The organism is Streptomyces sp. NPDC047841 (assembly GCF_040704085.1).
In the GTDB taxonomy this organism is placed as follows: domain Bacteria; phylum Actinomycetota; class Actinomycetes; order Streptomycetales; family Streptomycetaceae; genus Streptomyces; species Streptomyces argyrophylli.
In genome coordinates this window covers 107,361-127,507 of sequence record NZ_JBEYRP010000019.1, presented here as the reverse complement: position 1 = coordinate 127,507, position 20,147 = coordinate 107,361, and the positions used below count along the sequence as shown (strand labels likewise).

The window sequence follows — 20,147 nt, the reverse complement described above, 5'->3', positions numbered from 1 at the left end:
GTGGGAGGGTGGGGTCACGCCGAGCCGAGTTCGTTGTCGATGAAGGCGAAGACGTCGTCGGCGGAGGCCTCCTCCAGCCGTCCGGCGAGGGCGGCGGCGTCCTGGCCGAGGGTCTTGTTCAGGTCGCCCAGCAGCGTCTGGAGGCGGGCGGTGATCCGTCCCTGCTCGATGTCCTCGGCGGTGAGGTCGCCGAGCCGGGCCGCGACCCGTTCGAGGTCGGCGAGGACGGAGTCCACGGAGGTGTCGGCGCCCGCGAGTTCGGTGCCCAGGTACTTGGCGAGGGCGGCGGGGGTGGCGTAGTCGAAGATGAGCGTGGCCGGCAGCGGCACCCCGGCGGCACCGCTGATCCGGTTGCGCAGGTCGACGGAGGTGAGCGAGTCGAAGCCGAGGTCGCGGAAGGCGGTGGTGGGCTCGACGGCGTCGGCGCCGCCGTAGCCGAGGACCGCGGCGGCCTGGCCGCACACCAGCTCCTGGAGCGCGCGTTCGCGTTCGCCGCCGGTGAGGCCGGCGAGCTTCTCGGCGAAGCCGTCGGCCGCGCCCGGCTCTGCGGGCCCGGCCGTGCCGCGCCGCGCCTCGGGCAGCGCGGACAGCAGGGCGCTGGGCCGGGTCGCGGTGAACGCGGGCGCGAACGCGGACCAGTCGACGTCGGCGACGGTGACGGTGGTGTCGCCGCCGTCCAGGGCGCGGCGCAGCGCGGTCAGCGCGCGGCCGGGGTCGAGGAGGGACATGCCCATGGCGCGGGCGGCGGAGCGGACGGTGCCGTGGGCGGCCATGCCGTCGCCGCCCCAGGGTCCCCAGGCGATCGAGGTGGCGGGCAGCCCGGCGGCGCGCCGGTGCTCGGCGAGGGCGTCGAGGAAGGCGTTGGCGGCGGCGTAGTTGGCCTGTCCGGCGCCGCCGACGGTGGCGGTCAGCGAGGAGAACAGCACGAACGCCGACAGGTCCCGGTCCGCAGTGAGTTCGTGCAGGTGGCGGGCGGCGTCGGCCTTGGGGGCGAGGACGCCGGCGAACCGGTCCGGGGTGAGCGCGTCCAGGACGCCGTCGTCGAGGACGCCGGCCAGGTGCACGACGGCGGTGAGGGGGTGCTGTTCCGGTACGGAGTCCAGCAGTGCGGCCAGTGCCGTGCGGTCGGCGACGTCGCAGGCGGTGAGGGTCACCCGGGTGCCGGCGTCGGTGAGTTCGCGGACGAGGTCGGCGGCGCCGGGTGCGTCGGGGCCGCGGCGGGAGGTCAGCAGCAGGTGGTCGGCGCCCTCGGCGGCGAGCCACCGGGCGACGGCCGCGCCGACGGCGCCGGTGGCCCCGGTGACCAGCACCGTGCCGGACGGCTTCCAGGGGGCGCCCGCGCGGGCCGGGGCGTGCTCCAGCCGGCGGCCGTAGGCGCCGGACTCGCGGACGACGACCTGGTCCTCGCCGCCGGCGTCGGCGAGCAGCGCGGCCAGCCGGGCAGCGGTCCGCGGGCCCGTCTCGGCGGGCAGGTCGACGAGTCCGCCCCAGCGGTCGGGGTGTTCCAGGGCGGCGACCCGGCCGAGGCCCCACACCGGGGCCTGGGCGAAGCCGCTGACGGTGGCGGCCGTGCCGTGGGCGACGGCGTCGCGGGTGGCGCACCACAGCGGGGCGGTGATCCCGGCGTCGCCGAGGGCCTGCACCAGGGTGGCGGTCGCGGTGAGCGGGCCGGCCGGTGCCAGCAGGGACAGCACGCCGTCGACGCCGCCCCGGCCGGCGAGCAGCGCGGCCAGCTCCGCCCGGCCGGCCGCCCGGGGTGCGGTGAGGGTGTCGACGCGCAGCCCCTGGTCGGCGAGCCCGGTCAGGACGGCCGTGGTCCACGGGTCGTCGGCCTCCGGCACGACGGCCAGCCAGTGGCCGCCGAGCGCGGGGGTCGCGGAGGGGGCCAGCGGCTCCCAGCCGACCCGGTAACGCCAGCCGTCGGCGGCGGCGTTGGCCTGCCGCTGCTCGTGCCAGGCGGCGAGGGCCGGTACGACGGCGGCGACGGAGGGTTCGTCGGTGACGCCGAGCGTGGCGGCGACGGCGCTGACGTCCTGGTCCCGGACCAGCTCCCAGAACGGGTCGGCGGCGTCCGTGGCCGCGCGGCCCGCCGCGGCGCGCTCGGCCTGGAGGATGGGGGCGTCCTCCCAGTGCCGGTCACGGCGGAACGGATAGGTGGGCAGGTCGACCTTGCGCCCCCCGGCGAACACGGTCCGCCAGTCGGGGCCGGTGCCGGTCAGGTGCAGCCGGCACAGGGCGTCGACGAGGGCGGCGTCCTCGGCGCGGTCGCGGCGCTGCGTGGCGATGACGTGCGGTACGACGTCCTGCGCCATGGTGGAGAGCACGGCGTCGGGGCCGACCTCCAGGAAGCGGGTGGCGCCCTCGGCGGCCAGCGCGGTGACGCCGTCGTGGAAGCGGACGGCCTCGCGGACGTGCCGCACCCAGTAGTCGGGCGAGGTCAGCTCGTCGGCCAGGCGGCCGGTGACGTTGGAGACGACCGGCAGGCGGGGCTCGTGGAAGGTGAGGCCCGCCAGCACCTCGCGGAACGCGTCGAGCATGGGGTCCATGCGCTGGGAGTGGAAGGCGTGCGACACCGTCAGCCGCTTGGTCTTGTCGAAGCGGGCGGCCACGGCGGCCACGGCCTCCTCGTCACCCGAGACGACCACCGCGCGCGGGCCGTTGACGGCCGCGATGTCGACGCCGTCGGTGAGCAGCGGCGTGACCTCGGCCTCGGCGGCCAGCAGGGACACCATCGCGCCGCCGGCCGGGAGTTCCTGCATCAGCCGGCCCCGGGCGGCGACCAGGGCGACCGCGTCGGGCAGGTCCAGGACGCCGGCGACGTGCGCGGCGACGACCTCGCCGATGGAGTGCCCGGCGAGCAGGTCTGGGCGGACGCCCCAGTGCTCCAGCAGCCGGTACAGGGCGGTCTCGAAGGCGAACAGCGCGGCCTGTGTGTAGACGGTCTGGTGCAGCGGGGCGGGGTCGGTGTCCTCGTCGGACATCACCTCGCGCAGCGGCCGGTCCAGGTGGGCGTCGAAGGCGGCGCAGATCTCGTCGAACGCGGCGGCGAACACCGGGAACGCGGCGTGCAGGGTGCGGCCCATGCCGGGCCGCTGGGAGCCCTGCCCGGAGAACAGCACGCCGAGCCGGCCGGGTTCGGGGGCCACGACGGGGGCCTGGCTGCCGTCGGCGACGGCGCGCAGACCGGCCAGCAGCTCGTCCCGGTCGCGGCCGGTGACGGCGGCCCGGTGGGTGAACACGGTGCGCGTGGTGGCCAGCGAGTACCCGACGTCGTACGGTTCGAGGTCACCGGCGACGGCGAGCAGCCGTTCCGCCTGCCGCTGCACGGCGTCGGCGCCCTTGCCGGACAGCACCCACGGCACGACGGGCAGCGTGGCCCGTTCCTCCGGCGTCCCGTCCGTCGCGGCGGGCGGCGCCTCCTCCAGGATGGTGTGGGCGTTGGTGCCGGAGATGCCGAAGGAGGAGACACCGGCGCGGCGCGGGCGGCCGTCGGGGGTCTCCCAGGGGCGGGGCTCGGTGAGCAGGCGGACGTCGCCCGCGCTCCAGTCGACGGCGGTGGACGGCTTCTCCACGTGCAGGGTGCGGGGCAGGGTGCCGTGGCGCATCGCCATGACCATCTTGATGACGGCGCCGACGCCGGCGGCGGCCTGCGGGTGGCCCATGTTGGACTTGATGGAGCCGAGCCAGAGCGGCCGGCCCTCCGGCCGGTCCTGCCCGTAGGCGGCGATGACGGCCTGCGCCTCGATGGGGTCGCCGAGCGTGGTGCCGGTGCCGTGCGCCTCGACCGCGTCGATGTGGTGCGGGGCGAGCTGGGCGTCGGCGAGGGCCTGCCGGATGACGCGGATCTGGGCCGGGCCGCTGGGCGCGGTCAGTCCGTTGGAGGCGCCGTCCTGGTTGACGGCGGAGCCGCGGACGACGGCCAGCACCTGGTGGCCGTTGCGCAGGGCGTCCGACAGGCGCTCCACGAGCAGCATGCCGGCGCCCTCGGCCCAGGCGGCACCGGCCGCGTCCTCGGAGAAGGAGTGGCAGCGGCCGTCGGGGGACAGCGCGCGGCGCTCGCTGAACTCGATGAACATCTCGGGGCTGGCCATGACGGCGGCGCCGCCGGCCAGCGCCAGGGAGCACTCCCCCTTGCGCAGCGACTGGATCGCCGAGTGCAGCGCGACCAGGGAGGAGGAGCAGGCGGTGTCCATGGTGACCGCGGGCCCCTCCAGGCCGAGGGTGTAGGCGATGCGGCCGGAGACGATGCTGCCCGAGATGGTGCCGCCGATGTAGTCGTGGTGCATCAGGCCGACGAAGACGCCGGTCGGGGTGCCCTTCACCGTGGTGGGGTCGATACCGGCCCGCTCGAAGGCCTCCCAGGTGACCTCCAGCAGCAGCCGCTGCTGCGGGTCGGTGCCGGGGGCGTCCTTGGGGCTGATGCCGAAGAAGGCCGGGTCGCACTCGGCTGCGTCGTGCAGGAAGCCGCCGTGGCGGACGTAGGTCTTGCCGGGGGCGCCGGGCTCGGGGTCGTAGATCGCCTCGACGTCCCAGCCGCGGTCGGCCGGGAACTCGGTGACGACGTCGACGCCCTCGTCGACGACGCGCCACAGGTCCTCGGGGGTGCGCACGCCGCCGGGGTAGCGGCAGCCCATGCCGATGATGGCGACGGGCTCGTGGTCCTGCTCCTCCAGCTCCCGTACGCGGCGGCGGCTGCGCTCCAGCTCGGTCGTGGCCCGCTTGAGGTAGTCACGGAGCTTGCCGGCCGTGGCCGAGTCTTCCATCACAGGGCTCCCAGTTCGTTGTCGATCCTGGCGAAGAGTTCTTCGTCGCTGGCGTCGCGGACGTCGGGGACGTCGGCCGGCGACCCGGGGTCGGTGGGGCGCGCGTGGCTGTCCTGCCAGCCGCGCAGCAGCGCTTCGAGGCGCGCGGTGACGCGGGCGTGGCTGCCGTCCTGGTCGGGCAGGGCGTGCAGGGCGGCTTCGAGCCGGTCCAGCTCGGCCAGTGCGGAGCGCGCCTGGTCGGCCGGTCCGGGCACGAGCGCGGTCTTGAGGTGGGCGGCGAGGGCGTGGGGGGTGGGCTGGTCGAACACCAGCGTCGCCGGGAGGGTGAGGCCGGTGGCGCCGGCGAGGAGGTTGCGCAGTTCGACGGCGGCGAGCGAGTCGAAGCCCATCTCCTGGAAGGCGCGCCCCGGGTCGACCGACTCCGGCGAGGGGTGCCCGAGGACGCCGGCGACGTGCGTGCGGACCAGCTCCAGCAGGGCGCGGTCCCGGTCGGCGTCGGGCAGCGGTGCGAGCCGCTCGCGCCAGGAGCCGGCGGGGGCGCCCGCGGCGGGTTCGGTGCCGCGCCGCCGGGCCGGCCGGACCAGGCCGCGCAGCAGGGCGGGTACGCCGTCCGGCCGGGCGCGCACCGCGGCGGCGTCCAGGCGTACGGGCACCTGGACCGCGTCCTCGGCGCCGAGGCCGGCGTCGAAGGTGCGCAGTCCCTGGGCCGGGGTGAGCGGCGGCAGGCCGAGCCGGCGCAGCCGTTCCAGGTCGGCGGCGTCGATGCCGGCGCTCATGCCGCCGGAGCCGGACCACAGTCCGTAGGCGAGGGAGACGGCGGGCAGGCCGAGCGAACGGCGGTGGGCGGCGAGGCCGTCGAGGAAGGTGTTGGCGGCGGCGTAGTTGGCCTGGCCGCCGCCGACCAGCAGACCGGCGGTGGAGGACAGCAGGACGAAGGCCGACAGGCCGCTGTCGCGGGTCAGTTCGTGCAGGTTCCAGGCGGCGTCCACCTTGGGCCGCAGCACCCGGTCGACCTTGTCCGCGTCCAGGGCGGCCAGCACGCCGTTGTCGACGACACCGGCGGCGTGCACCACCGCCCGCACCTCGTGCGCGGCGAGCAGCGCGGCCAGGTCGTCCCGGTCGGCGGCGTCGCACCGGGCGAGGGTCACCTCGGCGCCCAACTGCGCCAGCTCGTCGCCGAGTTCGGCGGCGCCAGGGGCGTCCGCGCCGCGCCGGCCGGCCAGCAGCAGGTGCCGTACGCCGTGCTCGGTGACCAGGTGGCGGGCGATCAGCGCGCCGAGGCCACCGGTGCCGCCGGTGATCAGGACGGTGCCGTCCGGATCCCACACGGGCGGTTCGCCGGCCTTGGCGCGGGCCAGCCGGGGCACCCGCACCTCGCCGTCCCGCACCGCGACCTCCGGTTCACCGGCGGCGAGCGCGGCGGCGAGGGCGGGGCCCGGGGCCGCGCTGCCGTCGCTGTCGACCAGCAGGAACCGGCCGGGGTTCTCGGCCTGCGCGGCGCGTACGAGTCCGTAGAGCGGGGCGTGGGCGAGGTCGCCGGTCCGCAGCAGCACGGCGAGCCGGCTGCCGGCGCAGCGGTCGTCGGCGAGCCAGGCGCGGAGGATGTCCAGGGTGGCGTGCACGCGGTCGCGGACGAGAGCGGGGAGGTCCGGCACGGGGTCCGGGGCGCCCGGTACCGGCAGGACGACCAGGCCGGGGACAGGGCCGGCGGCGGTGAGGGCGGCCAGGCCGGGGTGGCGGGGAGCGTCGAGGACGGCGTCGTGGGCGCCGGCCGCCTCGCCCTCGCCCGAGGCGGTGCCGCCGAAGCCGCACACCGCGAGGGCCGGGACCTCGGTGGCCGCCGGGACCGGTGCCGGGACGAGGTCGATCCGGTACAGCGGCTCGTCGCCGTCCCCGGCGAGCTGTTCGGCGGAGACGGGGCGGGCCACGAGGCTGCGCACGGTGGCGACGGGCGCCCCGGCGGCGTCGGCGAGGGTGAGGGTGACGGCCTCGGGGCCCGACGGGGCCAGGTGCAGGCGCAGGGTGTCGGTGCCCGCCGCGTGCAGGGTGACACCGCCCCAGGCGAACGGCAGCACCGCCTGGCCGCCGGGCAGGTCCAGCAGGTTGACATGCAGGACGGCGTCCAGCAGCGCCGGGTGGACGGCGAACGCGGCGGCGGTGGCGCGGGCGCCCTCCGGCAGTGCCGCCTCGGCGAACAGTTCGTCACCGCGGCGCCACATGGCGCGCAGGCCCTGGAAGACCTCGCCGTAGCCGTAACCGGTGCGCGCCAGGCCCGGGTAGAGGCCGTCCAGGTCGACGGGTTCGGCGTCCCGGGGCGGCCAGTCGGGCAGGCCGGCCGGGGTCGCGGCGTCGGCGGGGGCGGTGGTGAGGACGCCGGCGGCGTTGCGGGTCCACGGCGTGTCGGGGCCGTCGGCGCGGCGGGACCACACGGTCAGCTCCCGCCGTCCGTCCCGCTCGGGCCCGACGGCGGCCTGTACGGCGAGCGCGCCCTGCTCGGGCAGGATCAGCGGGGCGTGCAGGGTGAGTTCCTCGACGGTGGTGCAGCCGATGCGCTCCGCGGCCTGGAGGGCCATCTCCACGAAGCCGGTGCCGGGCAGCAGTACGGTCCCGTGGACGGCGTGGTCGGCCAGCCAGGGGTGGGAGGCGAGGGAGAGCCGGCCGGTGAGGACCGCTCCCCCGGTGTCGGGCAGGTCGCTCGCGGCGCTCAGCAGCGGGTGCCCGGTGGCGCTCTGGCCGAGGCCGTCGGCGTCGCCGCTGCCGCTCGGGGCGGCCTCCAGCCAGAGACGTTCGCGCTGGAAGGCGTAGGTGGGCAGCTCGGTGCGGCGGGCGCCGTGCGGGGCGAAGAACGCCGCCCAGTCGACGGCGGTGCCGGCCGCGTGCAGCCGGGCCACGGCCGTGACCAGGTCGCGTTCCTCGTCGCCGTCGCGGCGCAGCCCGGCGACGGTCACGCTGTCCTCGGGCAGGCAGTCCGCGGCCAGGGCGGTGAGGGCCGCGTCGGGGCCGACTTCGAGGAACGTCCGGACGCCCAGCTCGTGCAGGGCGGTCAGGGCGGGGGCGAAGCGGACGGTCCCGCGGACGTGGTCCACCCAGTGGTCCGGGCTGGTCAGCAGGCCGGGTCCGGCGAGGGCGCCGGTGAGCGTGGAGACGACCGGGATGCGCGGCTCCGAGTAGGAGCACGCGGCGGCGGCCTCGGCGAAGTCGGCGAGCATCGGCTCCATCAGCGGCGAGTGGAACGCGTGCGACACCGTCAGCCGCTTGCCCTTGCCGAAGCGGGCGGCGAGGGCGTCGACGGCCTCCTCGGTGCCCGAGACGACCACCGACCGGGGGCCGTTGACGGCGGCGAGGCCGACCCGGTCGTCCAGGTGGGGGGCGACCTCGTCCTCACCGGCGCGCAGCACGGCCATGGCGCCGCCCGGGGGCAGGGCGGCCATCAGGGTGCCGCGCGCGAGCACGAGCCGGACGGCGTCCGGCAGGGACAGCACCCCGGCGACATGGGCGGCGGCGAGTTCGCCGACGGAGTGCCCGGCGACGAAGTCCGGGGTCACGCCCCAGGACTCCAGGAGGCGGTACAGGGCCACTTCGGTGGCGAACAGGGCGGTCTGCGCGTAGTCGGTCCGGGTCAGCGACTCGGCGTCGGCGTCGATCACTTCGGCGAGCGGCCGGGCAAGGCCCTGGTCGGCGAGCGCGCACACCGCGTCGAAGGCCTCGGCGTACACCGGGAAGGCCCGGTACAGGGCCCGGCCCATGCCGGGGCGTTGCGCTCCCTGGCCGGTGAACAGGAACGCCGTCTTGCCGCCGACGGGGGTGAGCGGGGCAGCGGCGGCGAGCGCGGTGAGCAGTTCGCCGGTGTCCCGGCCGACGGCGACGGCGCGGTGCTCGAAGTGGGCACGGGTGGTGGCCAGCGACAGGCCGAGGTCGGCCGGGCGCAGGCCGGGGCGCGCGTCGACGTGGTCGCGCAGGCGCGCGAGCTGCGCGGCGAGGGCCTGCCGGGTGCGGCCGGTGACGATCCAGGGGACGTGACCGGCCTTGCCCGCGGACGAGTCGAGCTCACCCTCGGTCGCGGCCGGGTCGCCGGAGACCGGGTCGGCGGACGCCGGGTCGCCGGTAGCCGTGTCGGCGGATGCCTCCTCCAGCACCACGTGCGCGTTGGTGCCGCTGATGCCGAAGGAGGAGACGGCGGCGCGGCGGGGCCGTCCGGTGGCGGGCCACGGGCGCCGCTCAAGGGCCAGTTCGACGGCGCCCGCGTCCCAGTCGACCTGGTCCGTGGGGGCGTCGACGTGGAGGGTGGGCGGCACCTCGCCGTGCCGCATGGCCAGCACCATCTTGATGACGCCCGCGACACCGGCCGCGGCCTGGGTGTGCCCGAGGTTGGACTTGACCGAGCCGAGCAGCAGCGGCCGGTCGGCGGGGTGTTCGCGGCCGTACGTCGCGAGCAGCGCCTGCGCCTCGATGGGATCGCCGAGGGAGGTGCCGGTGCCGTGTGCCTCGACCACGTCGACGTCGGCGGCGGTGAGCCCCGCACCGGCCAGCGCCTGCCGGATGACCCGCTGCTGGGACGGGCCGTTGGGCGCGGTCAGCCGGCTGCTGGCGCCGTCGGAGTTGACCGCGCTGCCCCGGATCACGGCGAGCACGGGGTGCCCGTTGCGCTGGGCGTCGGCGAGCCGTTCCAGCAGCAGCATGCCGGCGCCCTCGCCCCAGCCGGTGCCGTCGGCCGCCGCCGAGAACGCCTTGCAGCGTCCGTCCGGCGCGAGTCCGCGCTGCCGGCTGAAGTCGATGAACGTCTCCGGCGTGGACATCACGGTGACACCGCCGGCCAGGGCGAGCGAGCACTCCCCCGACTGCAGCGCCCGCACCGCCCAGTGCAGGGCGACCAGGGAGGAGGAGCAGGCGGTGTCGACGGTGACCACCGGGCCCTCGAGGCCGAAGGTGTAGGCGACGCGCCCGGAGGCGATGCTGGCGGCGCTTCCGTTGGCGAGGTAGCCGTCGAGGTCGTCGGGTACGGAGGTGAGGCGGGTGGCGTAGTCGTTGTACATCACGCCGGCGAACACGCCGGTACGGCTGCCGCGCAGGGAGGCCGGGACGATGCCGGCCCGTTCGAAGGCCTCGTAGGAGGTCTCCAGCAGCAGCCGCTGCTGCGGGTCCATGGCGAGGGCCTCGCGGGGGCTGATGCCGAAGAAGTCGGGGTCGAAGTCGGCGGCGTCGTACAGGAATCCGCCGGTGCGGGCGTAGGTCCTGCCGGGCCGCGCCGGGTCGGGGTCGTACAGGGCGTCCACGTCCCAGCCGCGGTCGGCGGGGAAGTCCGACACCGCGTCGGTGCCCGTGGCGACCAGCTCCCACAGCTCCTCGGGGGTGGTGACGCCGCCCGGGTAGCGGCAGCCGATGCCGACGACGGCGACGGGGCCGTGTGCGCGTTGCTCGTTCTCGCGCAGCCGTCGCCGCGCCTCCCGCAGATCCGCGGTCGTCCGCCTGAGATAGTCGAGCAGTTGCTCTTCGTTGTTCACCAGCGCGCCATCCGATCGAGATCGAAGTGAGGGCCTCGGCCGTGCGGATCGCCTCCGGACGGTTTCCGGTCCGCTTCCCCTCCGCTGTCGGAGGCTAGGCAGGCGCCGATGACGCGGGACACCCCTACAGCCCCCAGGGCCCCCCGCGGCGACTAAGGGGTCCCGCGGGACGCACGGCCCGGCGATCGGTGAGTCTCCCGGGCCGGTCCGCCGTGGGGGGGTGTCGGCCACGGTGTCAGCGCAGGGCGAGGAGCGCGATGGCGGCGGCCGCGCACACCAGTCCGGCGGTCTGCCGGCGGGTGAGCCGCTCGTGCAGGAAGGCCAGAGCCAGCAGCACCGGGATGGCCGGGTAGAGCGCGGACAGCACGGTGGCCACGGCCATCAGCTGGTGCCGCGTCGCGGCGAGGTAGAGGAGGACGGCCACGGTCCCGACCGCACCGCCCGCGCCGGCCACGGCCGCGAGCCTGCCGGGCAGCGTCACCGGGGACCGGTACAGGGCGAGCACCACGGCGATCACCACCACGGACACGACCCGGCTGACGACGACGGGCCACAGGCCGCCGTCCGCCCCCACCCGGGCCATCGCCAGGAACTGCACCCCGAAGCCGACGCTCGCGGCCAGCGCGGCGGGCACCCCGGCGGTCACCGGCCCGGCGCTGTGACGGTCCGTACCCGGCCCCGCGGCCTGGGCGACGAGCCACAGCGCCGGTACGGCGACGGCGATCCCGGCCCAGGCGACGGCGGCCGGTCGTTCCCCGAGGAGGGCCACGCCCACCAGGACGGGAAGGGCGACGGCCCCCACATCGCTGACGGGGACGACCACGCTCATCTGCCCCTGCGCCATGGCGCGGTACAGGAACGCGACCCCGACGCCCGTACCGGTGCCCGACAGGGCCCCGGACCAGTAGTCGCCCGCCGTCGCGCCGCCGGAGGGGGACGCGAGCGCCGCCACCACCGCGACCGCGGTCCCGGCGAGCTGTGCGTGGAGGGCCGCGGTGACGCCGTCGCTCCTGCGCGCGACCAGGCCGTTCACGAAGTGGGTCACACCGGAGCAGAGCGCGGAGGCCGGCGCGAGCGCCTCACCCACGGGCGCCCCCCGGCGATGGCGGCGCGGCTTTCCGGGGCGGCGGGACGTCGGTGCACAGGACCATACCGACGGCCGTACCCGCGATCCCGTGCCCCGGTGATGATGACAACGTGCCCCGCATGGGCGGGCGTTCGGAGCCGGGAGGCACCGCCCGGGCGGCCGGCCGCCGGCGGGACGCTCACCGGCACCGGTGCCTGGCCAGGGGTTCACGTCAGGGGTTCACGGCTCACCGGGGGACGGTCGTCCGGGCACGGCTCTCCGCGGGCCCGGCAGACCGTCGGTGAGATGCCCAGCACGTTCTGGAAGGCCCGCCGCATGGCCTCCGCCGAGCCGAAGCCGGCACGGGCCACCACGGTGTCGACGGGCACATCGCCCGCTTCCAGGAGCGCCTGGGCCGCGCTTCGAGCCGGACCGGTTCGGCGTAGCGCCCGCCCGTCGTCCCGGGGTGGTCAGGTGAGGGCGAGATCGACGCTCGCGGTTCACCCCGGCCGAGGTGACGACGTCGCCGTGCCGGACGAACAGGGCGTCCGTCTCCACGGTGACTCCGGGATGGGCGAGCGCCGGTTCCGGGGACGGTCGCCAGTGCGTGGCGGCCCGCCGCCCCTCCAGCAGCCCGGCCTCGGCGAACATGAAGGCGCCGGCGCACACCGAGGCCACGCGTCGGGCCCGCCGGCCCGGCACCGCGAGCGTGCCCAGCCGAGCCGGCAGCTCCTCCCAACCGTTGGCGGCGTCCAGCCGTACCTGGGCGGGGGTGGCCACGGGCCCCACGGCGGCGGACACGACCCGCACGTCGTACCGGGCCCGTAGATGTTCGCGGTCGTGAAGTCCTCTGCGGGTCCTGCCACGTCCGGCAGCAGGACACCGGGGAAGGGCGGCACGGCCCCGACGTGCCGCGGGTGCGTGGGGCTCACTCCGGCCACGGCGATCCGAGGATCGTCCGCACGAAGCCCCCTCGCTCGAACCCCGGCACGTAGTGCTCCAGGACACCGGCCTCGACGTTGCCGAACGTGGTCTCGGGCTTGTCCCGGATGCCCGCGGTGAAGGCGTCGAGGACACGGCGAGCTTGGTGTCGGGCACGGTGACTGCGCCGGCCGCGGACTCGTCGGCCGTCTTTGCACCTGGTGTTTGCCAGTCGTTCGCGCCCAGGACGCCGTGGCCTCAGTGCCGTCCGGCGGGGCCGGGCGGCACCACGTCCACGGGGACGGGGCGGTTCGGCGGTCGCCGCGTCGCCGGCTCAGGCCGGCTGCGACAGGTCGATCGCCCGGTCGACGGCGTCGGGCCGCAGCACGCGCAGGATGCCTTCGAGGAGGTAGTAGTCCGCGTAGGGCAGGGAGACCTCGATGCCGTCCTCGGCCGGCCGGTTGCGGGTGCAGCGGGCCACGATCGCGTCGGCGCGCGCCGAGTTCCTCGTCAGGCAGGTGTCCGCGAGCGCGGTGAGCAGCCGCAGCGCCACCTCCCGGTAGGTGTGCCTGCCGGTGGCCGCGTGCAGGTCGAGCAGGCCGCACGCCATGATGGCGCCGGCGGAGGCGTCCTTGATGTCGTGCGGTTGCTGCGGGGCGCGGTAGTCCCACACCGGCACGTGGTCCGGGGTCAGCGCTCCGATGGCGAAGTCGGCGAGCCGGCGCGCGGTGTCCCGGAACTCCGTGTGCCCGGTCCGCCGGTACATCGTGGTGAAGCCGTAGATGCCCCAGGCCTGCCCGCGCGACCAGCAGGAGGCGGGGCTGTAGCCCTGGACCGTGTTCGGGCCGATGGGCGCGCCGGTGTCCGGGTCGAAGTCGAACACGTGCGGGGTGGATCCGTCGGGCCGCGGGAAGACGCGCTGCGCGGTCCTCGCGTGCTCGACGGCGATGTCCAGGTAGGTGTCGTCACCGGTCTGCCGGCTCGCGAACGCCAGCAGATCGAGGTTCATCATCGTGTCCATGATGACGCGGCCCGCGTTGGCGGGGTCCGTCAGCGCGCCCCAGGCCCGGATGAACCTCCCGTGCGGGTTGTACCGCCGGATCAAGGAGTCGGCCGCCCGGACCGCGCCCGTGCGCCACTCGTCGTCGCCGGTCAGGCGCCAGGCGGTGACCCAGGACGGGTAGAAGAGGAACCCCAGGTCGTGCGTGCTCGTGTCGTACTGGCGGGGGGCGAGGTTCCGGGCCGACTCGACCGCCCATGCGCGGAAGGCGTCGTCCTCGCTGTACAGCCAGGCCATCCACAGTGTCCCGGGCCAGAAGCCGCCGACCCAGTCCCCGGTGCGCGAGTACGTCCACTTCTCGAACTTGGTTCCGACCGGGTAGCCCGTCACACCGGGCGCGACGGTACGGAGCTTCTCCACGGCGTAGTCCGCCGCCGCGCGGAGTGTCCGCGGGGTCGCTCCTGATGGCTGCCGGTCCGGCGCCGCCGCGGCCGGTACCGCAGAGGCCCCTGCGGCCGCCGCGCCGGCCGCCGTGGCCAGCAACGCACGCCGGGAAACGCTCATGCTCGCCCTCCAACTCCGCTGTGAACGACAGAAGTTGACCGAGCCTTGCACACCGGGCTTGACGGTGTACACCCATGTGTGCGGAGTTCATCAACGTGAACGGAGAGAGGGGTCGGTGGCACGGGAGCCGGAGTCAGTGGTGCGGGGCCTCGGAGCCGACCCTGGACGAGCACGCGGGCGAGTATGCTGGCGCGCCCGGCAGCGGCCCGGAGCGGGTTGCCGGTCAGCCGCTGCCGCCTCACCAGCGGTGAAAACGGGTTGACCCACCCGTATCATCCACGTGTCGCACCGTCAGGAGCGGAGGAACTGATGCCGGAAAGCGCCGGGCCCGTCACCGAATTGACCTCTCAGTACGTCAGCCAGGTGACCAACGATCTCGAACACAACCTCAAGGAGCAGGAACGCATCACGGCTGAGATCGCCGTGCTGCAGGAGCAGTTGAGCACATTGCAGCAGGACCACGCCGTCCTGCTGAACATGCGGCAGGCACTCGGCCTCGCCGCGCCGGCCGGGCGGGCGGTCGTACCCGCCCCGCGCGAGCGGAGCGGTGGCACGCGCCCCGCCGACGACAAGAAGCCCGCGGCGAAGGAGCCGGCCGCGACGAAGACGGCGGCCACGAAGACGGTGGCCACGAAGACGGTGGCCAAGAAGGCGGCACCGAAGAAGGCAACAGCCAAGAAGGCGACGGCGAAGAAGGCGGCCGCCGGGAAGTCCGCGGCCACGACGGCCGCGCCGTCCGAGCCCGCTCAGCCCACCCTGGTCGAACTCGTCCGCCGGCACCTGTCGGAGCAGACGGAGCCCCGTTCGGCCGCGGAGATCAGCGAGGCCCTGGGCAAGGCGTACCCCGACCGGGGGATCCAGGCGAAGGTCGTGCGCACGACGCTGGAGAGCCTCGTGGCGAGGAACGGCGCCCAGCGCACCAAGCAGGGCACGTCCGTCTTCTACGTCGTGCCGGGCGAAGCGGCACAGGAGACGACGGAGGGCGCCGGGGCGGGCGCGTGACCGCCCGCCACTGCGGGTGGCCGGTGGCGGCCGAGGGAGGCCACGCGGAGATCCGCGCCTCGGCCGGCCTCCACGGCCGGGCGCCGGCTGCCGGACGGAAACCCCGTCGCCGCCCCTCAGCGGGCCCCCGCCGCGCCGGCGCCCGGCCTCGCCGGGGACACCGGTGTGCCACCGGCACGCGGGGAGGCCGTCACCGCTCGGCGGAGCCGAAACTGGCGAAGTAGGCCGCGACCATGTCCTCGTCGGCGTGGCCTTGTCCGGCGGCACGCTCCATGCGCTCGGCGCTCGCGGCGGCCACGTCGAGGCGCACACCGCTCTCCTCACCCGCCTGGACGATGAGCCGGGCGTCCTTGGCCGCGGTCGCCACCGCGAACTGGGCCGGCGTCAGCCGGTCCTCGAGGATGAGCTGCGACTTCGCGCGCAGGTACCCCATGTCCAGCGGGCCGCCCTCGATCGCGTCGAAGAAGTTCTGCGGGTCCACGTCGAGCCCCCGGGCCAGGGCCAGCACCTCACCGGCCGCGGCGGTGATCGCGAGGACCCAGCTGTTGGCGACGAGCTTCAGGCGGCTCGCCGTACCGGCCGCGCCGTCCTCGCCGGTCCACACGGTGCGGGACCCGACCGCGTCGAACACCGGGGCCACCGTCGCGCGGTGCTCGCTCGGCCCCGCGGCGAGGACGAGGAGCTGGCCGGCCTCCGCGGGCTGGCGGGTGCCCAGCACCGGGGCGTCGAAGAAGACGAGGTCGTGTTCGCGGGCGAAGGCGGCCAGGTCGCGGACGGCCGCGACACCGGCGGTGGTGGACTGCACCCACGCGGTACCGGAGCGCAGCGCGGGGGCCGCCTCGCGCATGACGTCGAGGGTGGCCGGGCCGTCGTAGAGCATGGTCAGGACGACATCGGCGCCCTCGACGGCCTCGGCGGGCGTGCCGGCGACGTGCGCGCCGTCGGCGGCGAGCGGTTCGGCCTTGGCGCGGGTACGGTTCCAGGCGCGGACGGTGTGTCCGGCCCGCGCGAGGTTGCGGGCCATCGCGGCACCCATGATGCCGGTGCCCAGGACACTCACGGTGAGCTTGTCGGTCATGACGTCAACTCCCAGGTGGCTGTGCGGCTTTGGCGGCGCGGACCGGGCCGTCCGGCCCCGCCCGGCGGTCTGTCGGCATGCGGCATCGGGTACGGCGTCTTCCGGGCCGGTTCGGCGGCGGGCCGGCCGATCCGCGTCTCCGGGTGAGGATACGGACCCGCCCGCCAGGAAGATCTTCCACCCGCCCGGCGTGCGGCACGCCGAGGCGCTCCTCCGGCGTGCCGCCCTGCCGGGCCGTCCGGGAACGAGCGTCCGGACGGCCCTCACCGCCCACGGCGTGCGCACCGACGGACTCGGCCGGCCCGGCACGTCCCCGGCCGGTGCCCGGCCGGTGCCCGCGGCTGCCGCGCGGTGGGGAACCCACCCCGCTCGCCCACGAGCCCGCGGCCCTGAAGGGCACCGGTCCGCCGGCCGGGCGGGCCGTGCCGTGCGTCCGGCCGGCCGGCCCGGCGGAGCTGCCGTGCGTGCGTACGCCCTGGTCGCCGCCACCGGGCGCATACGGGGCCGGTCCCCGGAGCCGGTGCCGCCTGCCGCCTGCCGCCTGCCGCCTGCCGGTCCGCGTCTCCCCCGGCAACGGCTCGGGCAGTCCCCGCGCGGCCCGCAGCCGGACCCGGGACCGCCGGCTCGCCCCGCTCCACGAACCGGAAGTGCCCCCGCCGACCTGCCTGTCGCTCGTCCGGCGCCCCGGCGCGGAGTCCGGGACCGGTAGCGCGCCGCTGTCCCGGGGTCCGCCGTTCCTGCCGGCTTTCTCCGGACACGTACAGTCGGGGGCCGAAGGAGTGAGCGGAGGGGGCGGGATGCCACAGGGGGTGCCGGTGCGGTTCGCGGTGCTGGGGCCGGTGCGGGTCTGGCGGGGGGCCGAGGAGCTGGACGCCGGCGGGCCGCAGGCGCGGGCGCTGCTGGCCCTGCTGCTGCTCCGGGCCGGTCAGCCGGTCCCCGTGCCCGAGATCGTCGACGTGCTGTGGGGACCGGGCCCGCCGCCCACCGCCGTCAACGTGGTGCGCCGGCACGTCGGCTCGCTGCGGCGGCTGCTGGAGCCGGGGCTGCCCGCGCGGACGCCGGGGAGCCGGCTGGTGCGCGGCGCGGGCGGCTACCGGCTGCTCACCGACGGGGACGACGTGGATCTCGTACGGTTCCGGCAGCTGCGGCAGGAGGCCCGGCGGGCCGTCGCCGAGGGTGCGCCCGCACGGGCCGTGGACCTGTTCGAACGGGCGCTGTCACGGTGGGCCGGTCCCGTCGCCTCCGGCGTCGCCCCGGATGTGCGCGAACGGCTCGGGGCGGACAGGCTGGAGCGCGAGCGGCTCGCCGTACTGCGGGAGGCGGCCGACGCGGCCTCGCAGGCGGGCGTCCCCGGCGCGGTACTGGCCCGGCTGCGGGAGGCCACCGCCGCGCACCCGCTGGACGAGCCCCTGCTGGCCCGGCTGGTCCTGGCCCTCGCGGCCACCGGCAGGCGGGCCGAGGCGCTCGCCGTGTCCCGGGACGCCCGCCGCCGTCTCGCCGAGGAGCTGGGCATCGACCCCGGTCCCGAACTCCAGGAGGTCCACCGGACGGCGCTGGGCGGGGCAGGGGACGGGGACCCGGCGGAGCCGCCGCCCGCTCATGCCGTCGCCGCGCGTCCCGTCGTACCCGCCCAACTGCCGCACGACCTGCCCGCGTTCACCGGCCGGGACACCGAACTGGCCGAACTGCTGGACCCGTTCGCCGCCGGGGAGCCCGTCGGGACGGTGCTGATCTCGGCGCTCGGCGGGATGGCCGGGGTGGGCAAGACCACGCTGGCGGTCCACTGGGCCCACCGCGTCGCGGACCGGTACCCGGACGGGCAGCTCTACGTCGACCTGCGCGGCTTCGCCCCCTCGGGCACGGTCACCGACCCCGGTGAGGCCGTCCGCGGTTTCCTGCACGCGCTCGGGGTGCCGCCCGAGCACGTCCCGCAGGGCCTGTCCGCGCAGGCCGCGCTGTACCGCAGTGTGCTCGCGGGACGCCGGGTGCTCGTGCTGCTGGACAACGCCCGGGACGCCGAGCAGGTACGGCCGCTGCTGCCCGGCACGCCCGGCTGCCTCGCCATCGTCACCAGCCGGGACGACCTGACGGGGCTGGTGGCCGCGCACGGCGCCCGCTCGCTGACCCTGCGGCCGTTCGACGCCGGCCAGGCGCGGGACTTCCTCACCGCACGGCTGGGCGCCGGCCGGATCGCCGCCGAGCCGCGGGCGGTGGACGAGATCGTCGCCCGGTGCGCCGGGCTGCCCCTCGCCCTGGCCTGCGTGGCCGCCCGCGCCGCCCTGCGCCCGGACTTCCCGCTGGCGGCCGTGGCCGCCGAACTGCGCGCGACCCGCGGCACCCTGGAGGGGTTCACCCGGCCCGGCACCCCGGTGGACGTCGCCACCGTCTTCTCCTGGTCCGTCCGGGCCGTGTCGTCCGCCGCCGCCCGGCTGTTCCGGCTGCTCGCCCTGCACCCCGGCCCGGACGTGTCGGCGCCCACCGCCGCCGCGCTCGCCGGGCTGCCGCGGCGCCGGGCGCGCTCACTGCTCGGCGAACTCGCCGCCGTCCACCTCGTCACCGAACCGGCGCCCGGGCGCTACGGCTTGCACGACCTGCTCCGCGCCCACGCCGGTGACCTCCTCGCCGAGCACCACACCGAGGCCGAGCGGGAGGAGGCCCGCGACCGGCTGTTCCGGCACTACGCGGAGCACGCCCACGCCGCCGGCGCGCTGCTCGACCCCGGCGGGGACGCCCCGGCACCGCCGGCCGCGCCTCTGGACCCGGGGGACGCTCCGTTCGCCGACGACAGCGCCGCCCTCGCCTGGCTCACCGCCGAGCACCCGGCGCTGCCGGCCGTCGTCCGGGCGGCGGCCGCGACCGGCCACGACCGGTACGCGTGCCTGCTGGCCTGGGCCCTGGAGCCGTACTTCGAGCGGCGCGGCCACTGGCACGACGGACTGGCCGCCCAGCGCACCGCGCTCGGCGCCGCGCTGCGGCTCGCCGACCCCGTCCTGGAGGCGCGCGCCCTGCGCGGGCTCGGCCGGGCGGAGGGCAGGCTGGGCCTGTCCGGCGAGAGCCGGGCCCATCTCGGGCGGGCGCTCACGCTGTTCACCCTCGCCGCGGACACCGTCGGCCGGGCGGGCACGCACCGCAGTCTGGGCTGGGCGTGCGAGCAGGAGGGCGACCTGGCGGGGGCCCTGCGGCACAACCAGCTCGCGCTGGAGCTGTACCGCACCGCCGGATCCCGGCCGGCGCAGGCCAGCGTCCTCAACTCCGTGGGCTGGTACCACGCGCTGCGCGGTGAGTACCGGCCGGCCCTCGCGCGCTGCTTCGAGGCGCTGGCCCTGCTCCAGGACCTGGGCGACCGGTACGGCCAGGCGGCGACCTGGGACAGCATCGCCTACGCCTACCACTGCCTCGGCCGGCACCCGCACGCCCTGCTCGGCTACCGCAACGCGCTCACGCTGTACCGGGCGCTCGGGGCGCCGTACCCGGAGGCCGACACGCTGACCCGCATGGGCGACACACACCTGGCCACCGGTGACCGGGAGGGTGCGCGGGCCGCCTGGGAGCAGGCCCTCGCCCTGCTCACCCGGCTCGGCCATCCGGACGCGGAACGGGTCCGGGACCGGCTCGCCGGGCGGGAGGAGCGGTCCGGTGCGGGATGACGGCGCCCGGGGCGCGGAACGGGTTGGCCGATCGGCCGGACGGCTCCGTAGGCTGGCACGGTGACGACTCGGGTGATCCTTCTCAACGGTGGTTCCAGCGCGGGCAAGTCGGGGATCGGGCGGTGTCTGCAGGCCGTACTGCCCGACCCCTGGCTGGTGTTCGGCATCGACTCGCTGGTCGACGCGCTGCCCCCGCGGCTCCAAGGGGACGACGGGGGCATCGAGTTCGCCGAGGACGGCGGGGTGCGGGTCGGCGCGGGTTTCCGGGCGCTGGAGGCGGCCTGGATGGAGGGCATCGCGGCGACGGCCCGCGCCGGCGCCAGGGTCGTCGTGGACGACGTCTTCCTCGGCGGAGCGGCCTCCCAGCAGCGGTGGCGCACGGCCCTCGCCGGACTGGACGTCCTGTGGGTGGGGGTGCGGTGCGACGCCGAGGTCGCCGCGGCCCGCGAGATCGCCCGGGGGGACCGGCCCCGGGGCATGGCGGCGGCCCAGGCCGGCGTGGTGCACGACGGAGTGTCGTACGACCTGGAGGTGGACACCACCCACACCGAGTCCCTGATGTGCGCGCGGACCATCGCGGCCCGCGTCCGCTGACCGGCGACCGG

General features: G+C 76.4%; 9 protein-coding genes and 2 pseudogenes. 3 read left to right on the top strand and 8 right to left on the bottom strand.

The genetic code is table 11. The features are described from left to right. Nucleotides 1–14: 14 nt before the first annotated feature. From AB0947_RS30125 to AB0947_RS30095, 7 genes and pseudogenes are all read right to left on the bottom strand, one after another. The gene (locus tag AB0947_RS30125; protein ID WP_366753506.1) at nt 15–4,763 is read right to left on the bottom strand and encodes a type I polyketide synthase; all 4,749 of its coding nucleotides are present in this window, start codon (nt 4,761–4,763) and stop codon (nt 15–17) included. Then, the gene (locus AB0947_RS30120) at nt 4,763–10,264 is read right to left on the bottom strand and encodes an SDR family NAD(P)-dependent oxidoreductase (protein WP_366753505.1); all 5,502 of its coding nucleotides are present in this window, start codon (nt 10,262–10,264) and stop codon (nt 4,763–4,765) included. Before AB0947_RS30120 ends, AB0947_RS30125 begins: the two co-directional genes overlap by 1 nt. Before the next feature lie 235 nt (nt 10,265–10,499). After that, nucleotides 10,500–11,351, bottom strand: coding sequence for an EamA family transporter (locus AB0947_RS30115; RefSeq protein WP_366753504.1), 852 nt, complete (start codon nt 11,349–11,351; stop codon nt 10,500–10,502). 206 nt (nt 11,352–11,557) lie between these two features. After that, nucleotides 11,558–11,719, bottom strand: coding sequence for a hypothetical protein (locus tag AB0947_RS30110; protein WP_366753503.1), 162 nt, complete (start codon nt 11,717–11,719; stop codon nt 11,558–11,560). 169 nt (nt 11,720–11,888) lie between these two features. Beyond that, nucleotides 11,889–11,981: pseudogene (locus AB0947_RS30105) on the bottom strand (AraC family transcriptional regulator); the annotation flags it as partial. 277 nt (nt 11,982–12,258) lie between these two features. After that, nucleotides 12,259–12,425, bottom strand: a pseudogene (locus AB0947_RS30100) (diguanylate cyclase); the annotation flags it as partial. Nucleotides 12,426–12,585: 160 nt separating this feature from the next. Next, nucleotides 12,586–13,815, bottom strand: a complete 1,230-nt coding sequence (locus AB0947_RS30095) for a glycoside hydrolase family 88 protein (RefSeq protein WP_366753502.1) — start codon at nt 13,813–13,815, stop codon at nt 12,586–12,588. Nucleotides 13,816–14,124: 309 nt separating this feature from the next. Here AB0947_RS30095 and AB0947_RS30090 point away from each other — a divergent pair, with 309 nt between their 5' ends. Beyond that, a complete protein-coding gene (locus AB0947_RS30090) occupies nt 14,125–14,817 on the top strand; it encodes a hypothetical protein (RefSeq protein WP_366753501.1) in 693 nt (230 codons plus the stop codon). A gap of 190 nt (nt 14,818–15,007) precedes the next feature. Here the strand turns inward: AB0947_RS30090 and AB0947_RS30085 are convergent, their stop codons facing one another. Continuing rightward, nucleotides 15,008–15,895: an NAD(P)-dependent oxidoreductase gene (locus AB0947_RS30085; RefSeq protein ID WP_366753500.1), complete on the bottom strand. Its 888-nt coding sequence runs from the start codon at nt 15,893–15,895 to the stop codon at nt 15,008–15,010. Nucleotides 15,896–16,692: 797 nt separating this feature from the next. On the opposite strand from AB0947_RS30085, the gene AB0947_RS30080 reads away from it, so the two are divergent. Beyond that, entirely contained in the window at nt 16,693–19,542 is a 2,850-nt protein-coding gene (locus AB0947_RS30080; RefSeq protein WP_366753499.1) for a BTAD domain-containing putative transcriptional regulator, read from the top strand. A gap of 60 nt (nt 19,543–19,602) precedes the next feature. Beyond that, nucleotides 19,603–20,136 carry a chloramphenicol phosphotransferase CPT gene (cpt, locus tag AB0947_RS30075; RefSeq protein WP_366753498.1) on the top strand — a complete coding sequence of 178 codons (534 nt, stop codon included), beginning with the start codon at nt 19,603–19,605 and terminating at the stop codon, nt 20,134–20,136. The last annotated feature ends 11 nt before the right edge of the window (nt 20,137–20,147 follow it).

Excerpts from the sequence above, each read along its gene's own strand:
- AB0947_RS30095 (WP_366753502.1), bottom strand. The coding sequence starts at position 13,815 with ATGAGCGTTTCCCGGCGTGCGTTGCTGGCCACGGCGGCCGGCGCGGCG.
- AB0947_RS30090 (WP_366753501.1), top strand. The coding sequence starts at position 14,125 with ATGCCGGAAAGCGCCGGGCCCGTCACCGAATTGACCTCTCAGTACGTC.
- AB0947_RS30125 (WP_366753506.1), bottom strand. The coding sequence starts at position 4,763 with ATGGAAGACTCGGCCACGGCCGGCAAGCTCCGTGACTACCTCAAGCGG.
- AB0947_RS30080 (WP_366753499.1), top strand. The coding sequence starts at position 16,693 with ATGCCACAGGGGGTGCCGGTGCGGTTCGCGGTGCTGGGGCCGGTGCGG.
- AB0947_RS30085 (WP_366753500.1), bottom strand. The coding sequence starts at position 15,895 with ATGACCGACAAGCTCACCGTGAGTGTCCTGGGCACCGGCATCATGGGT.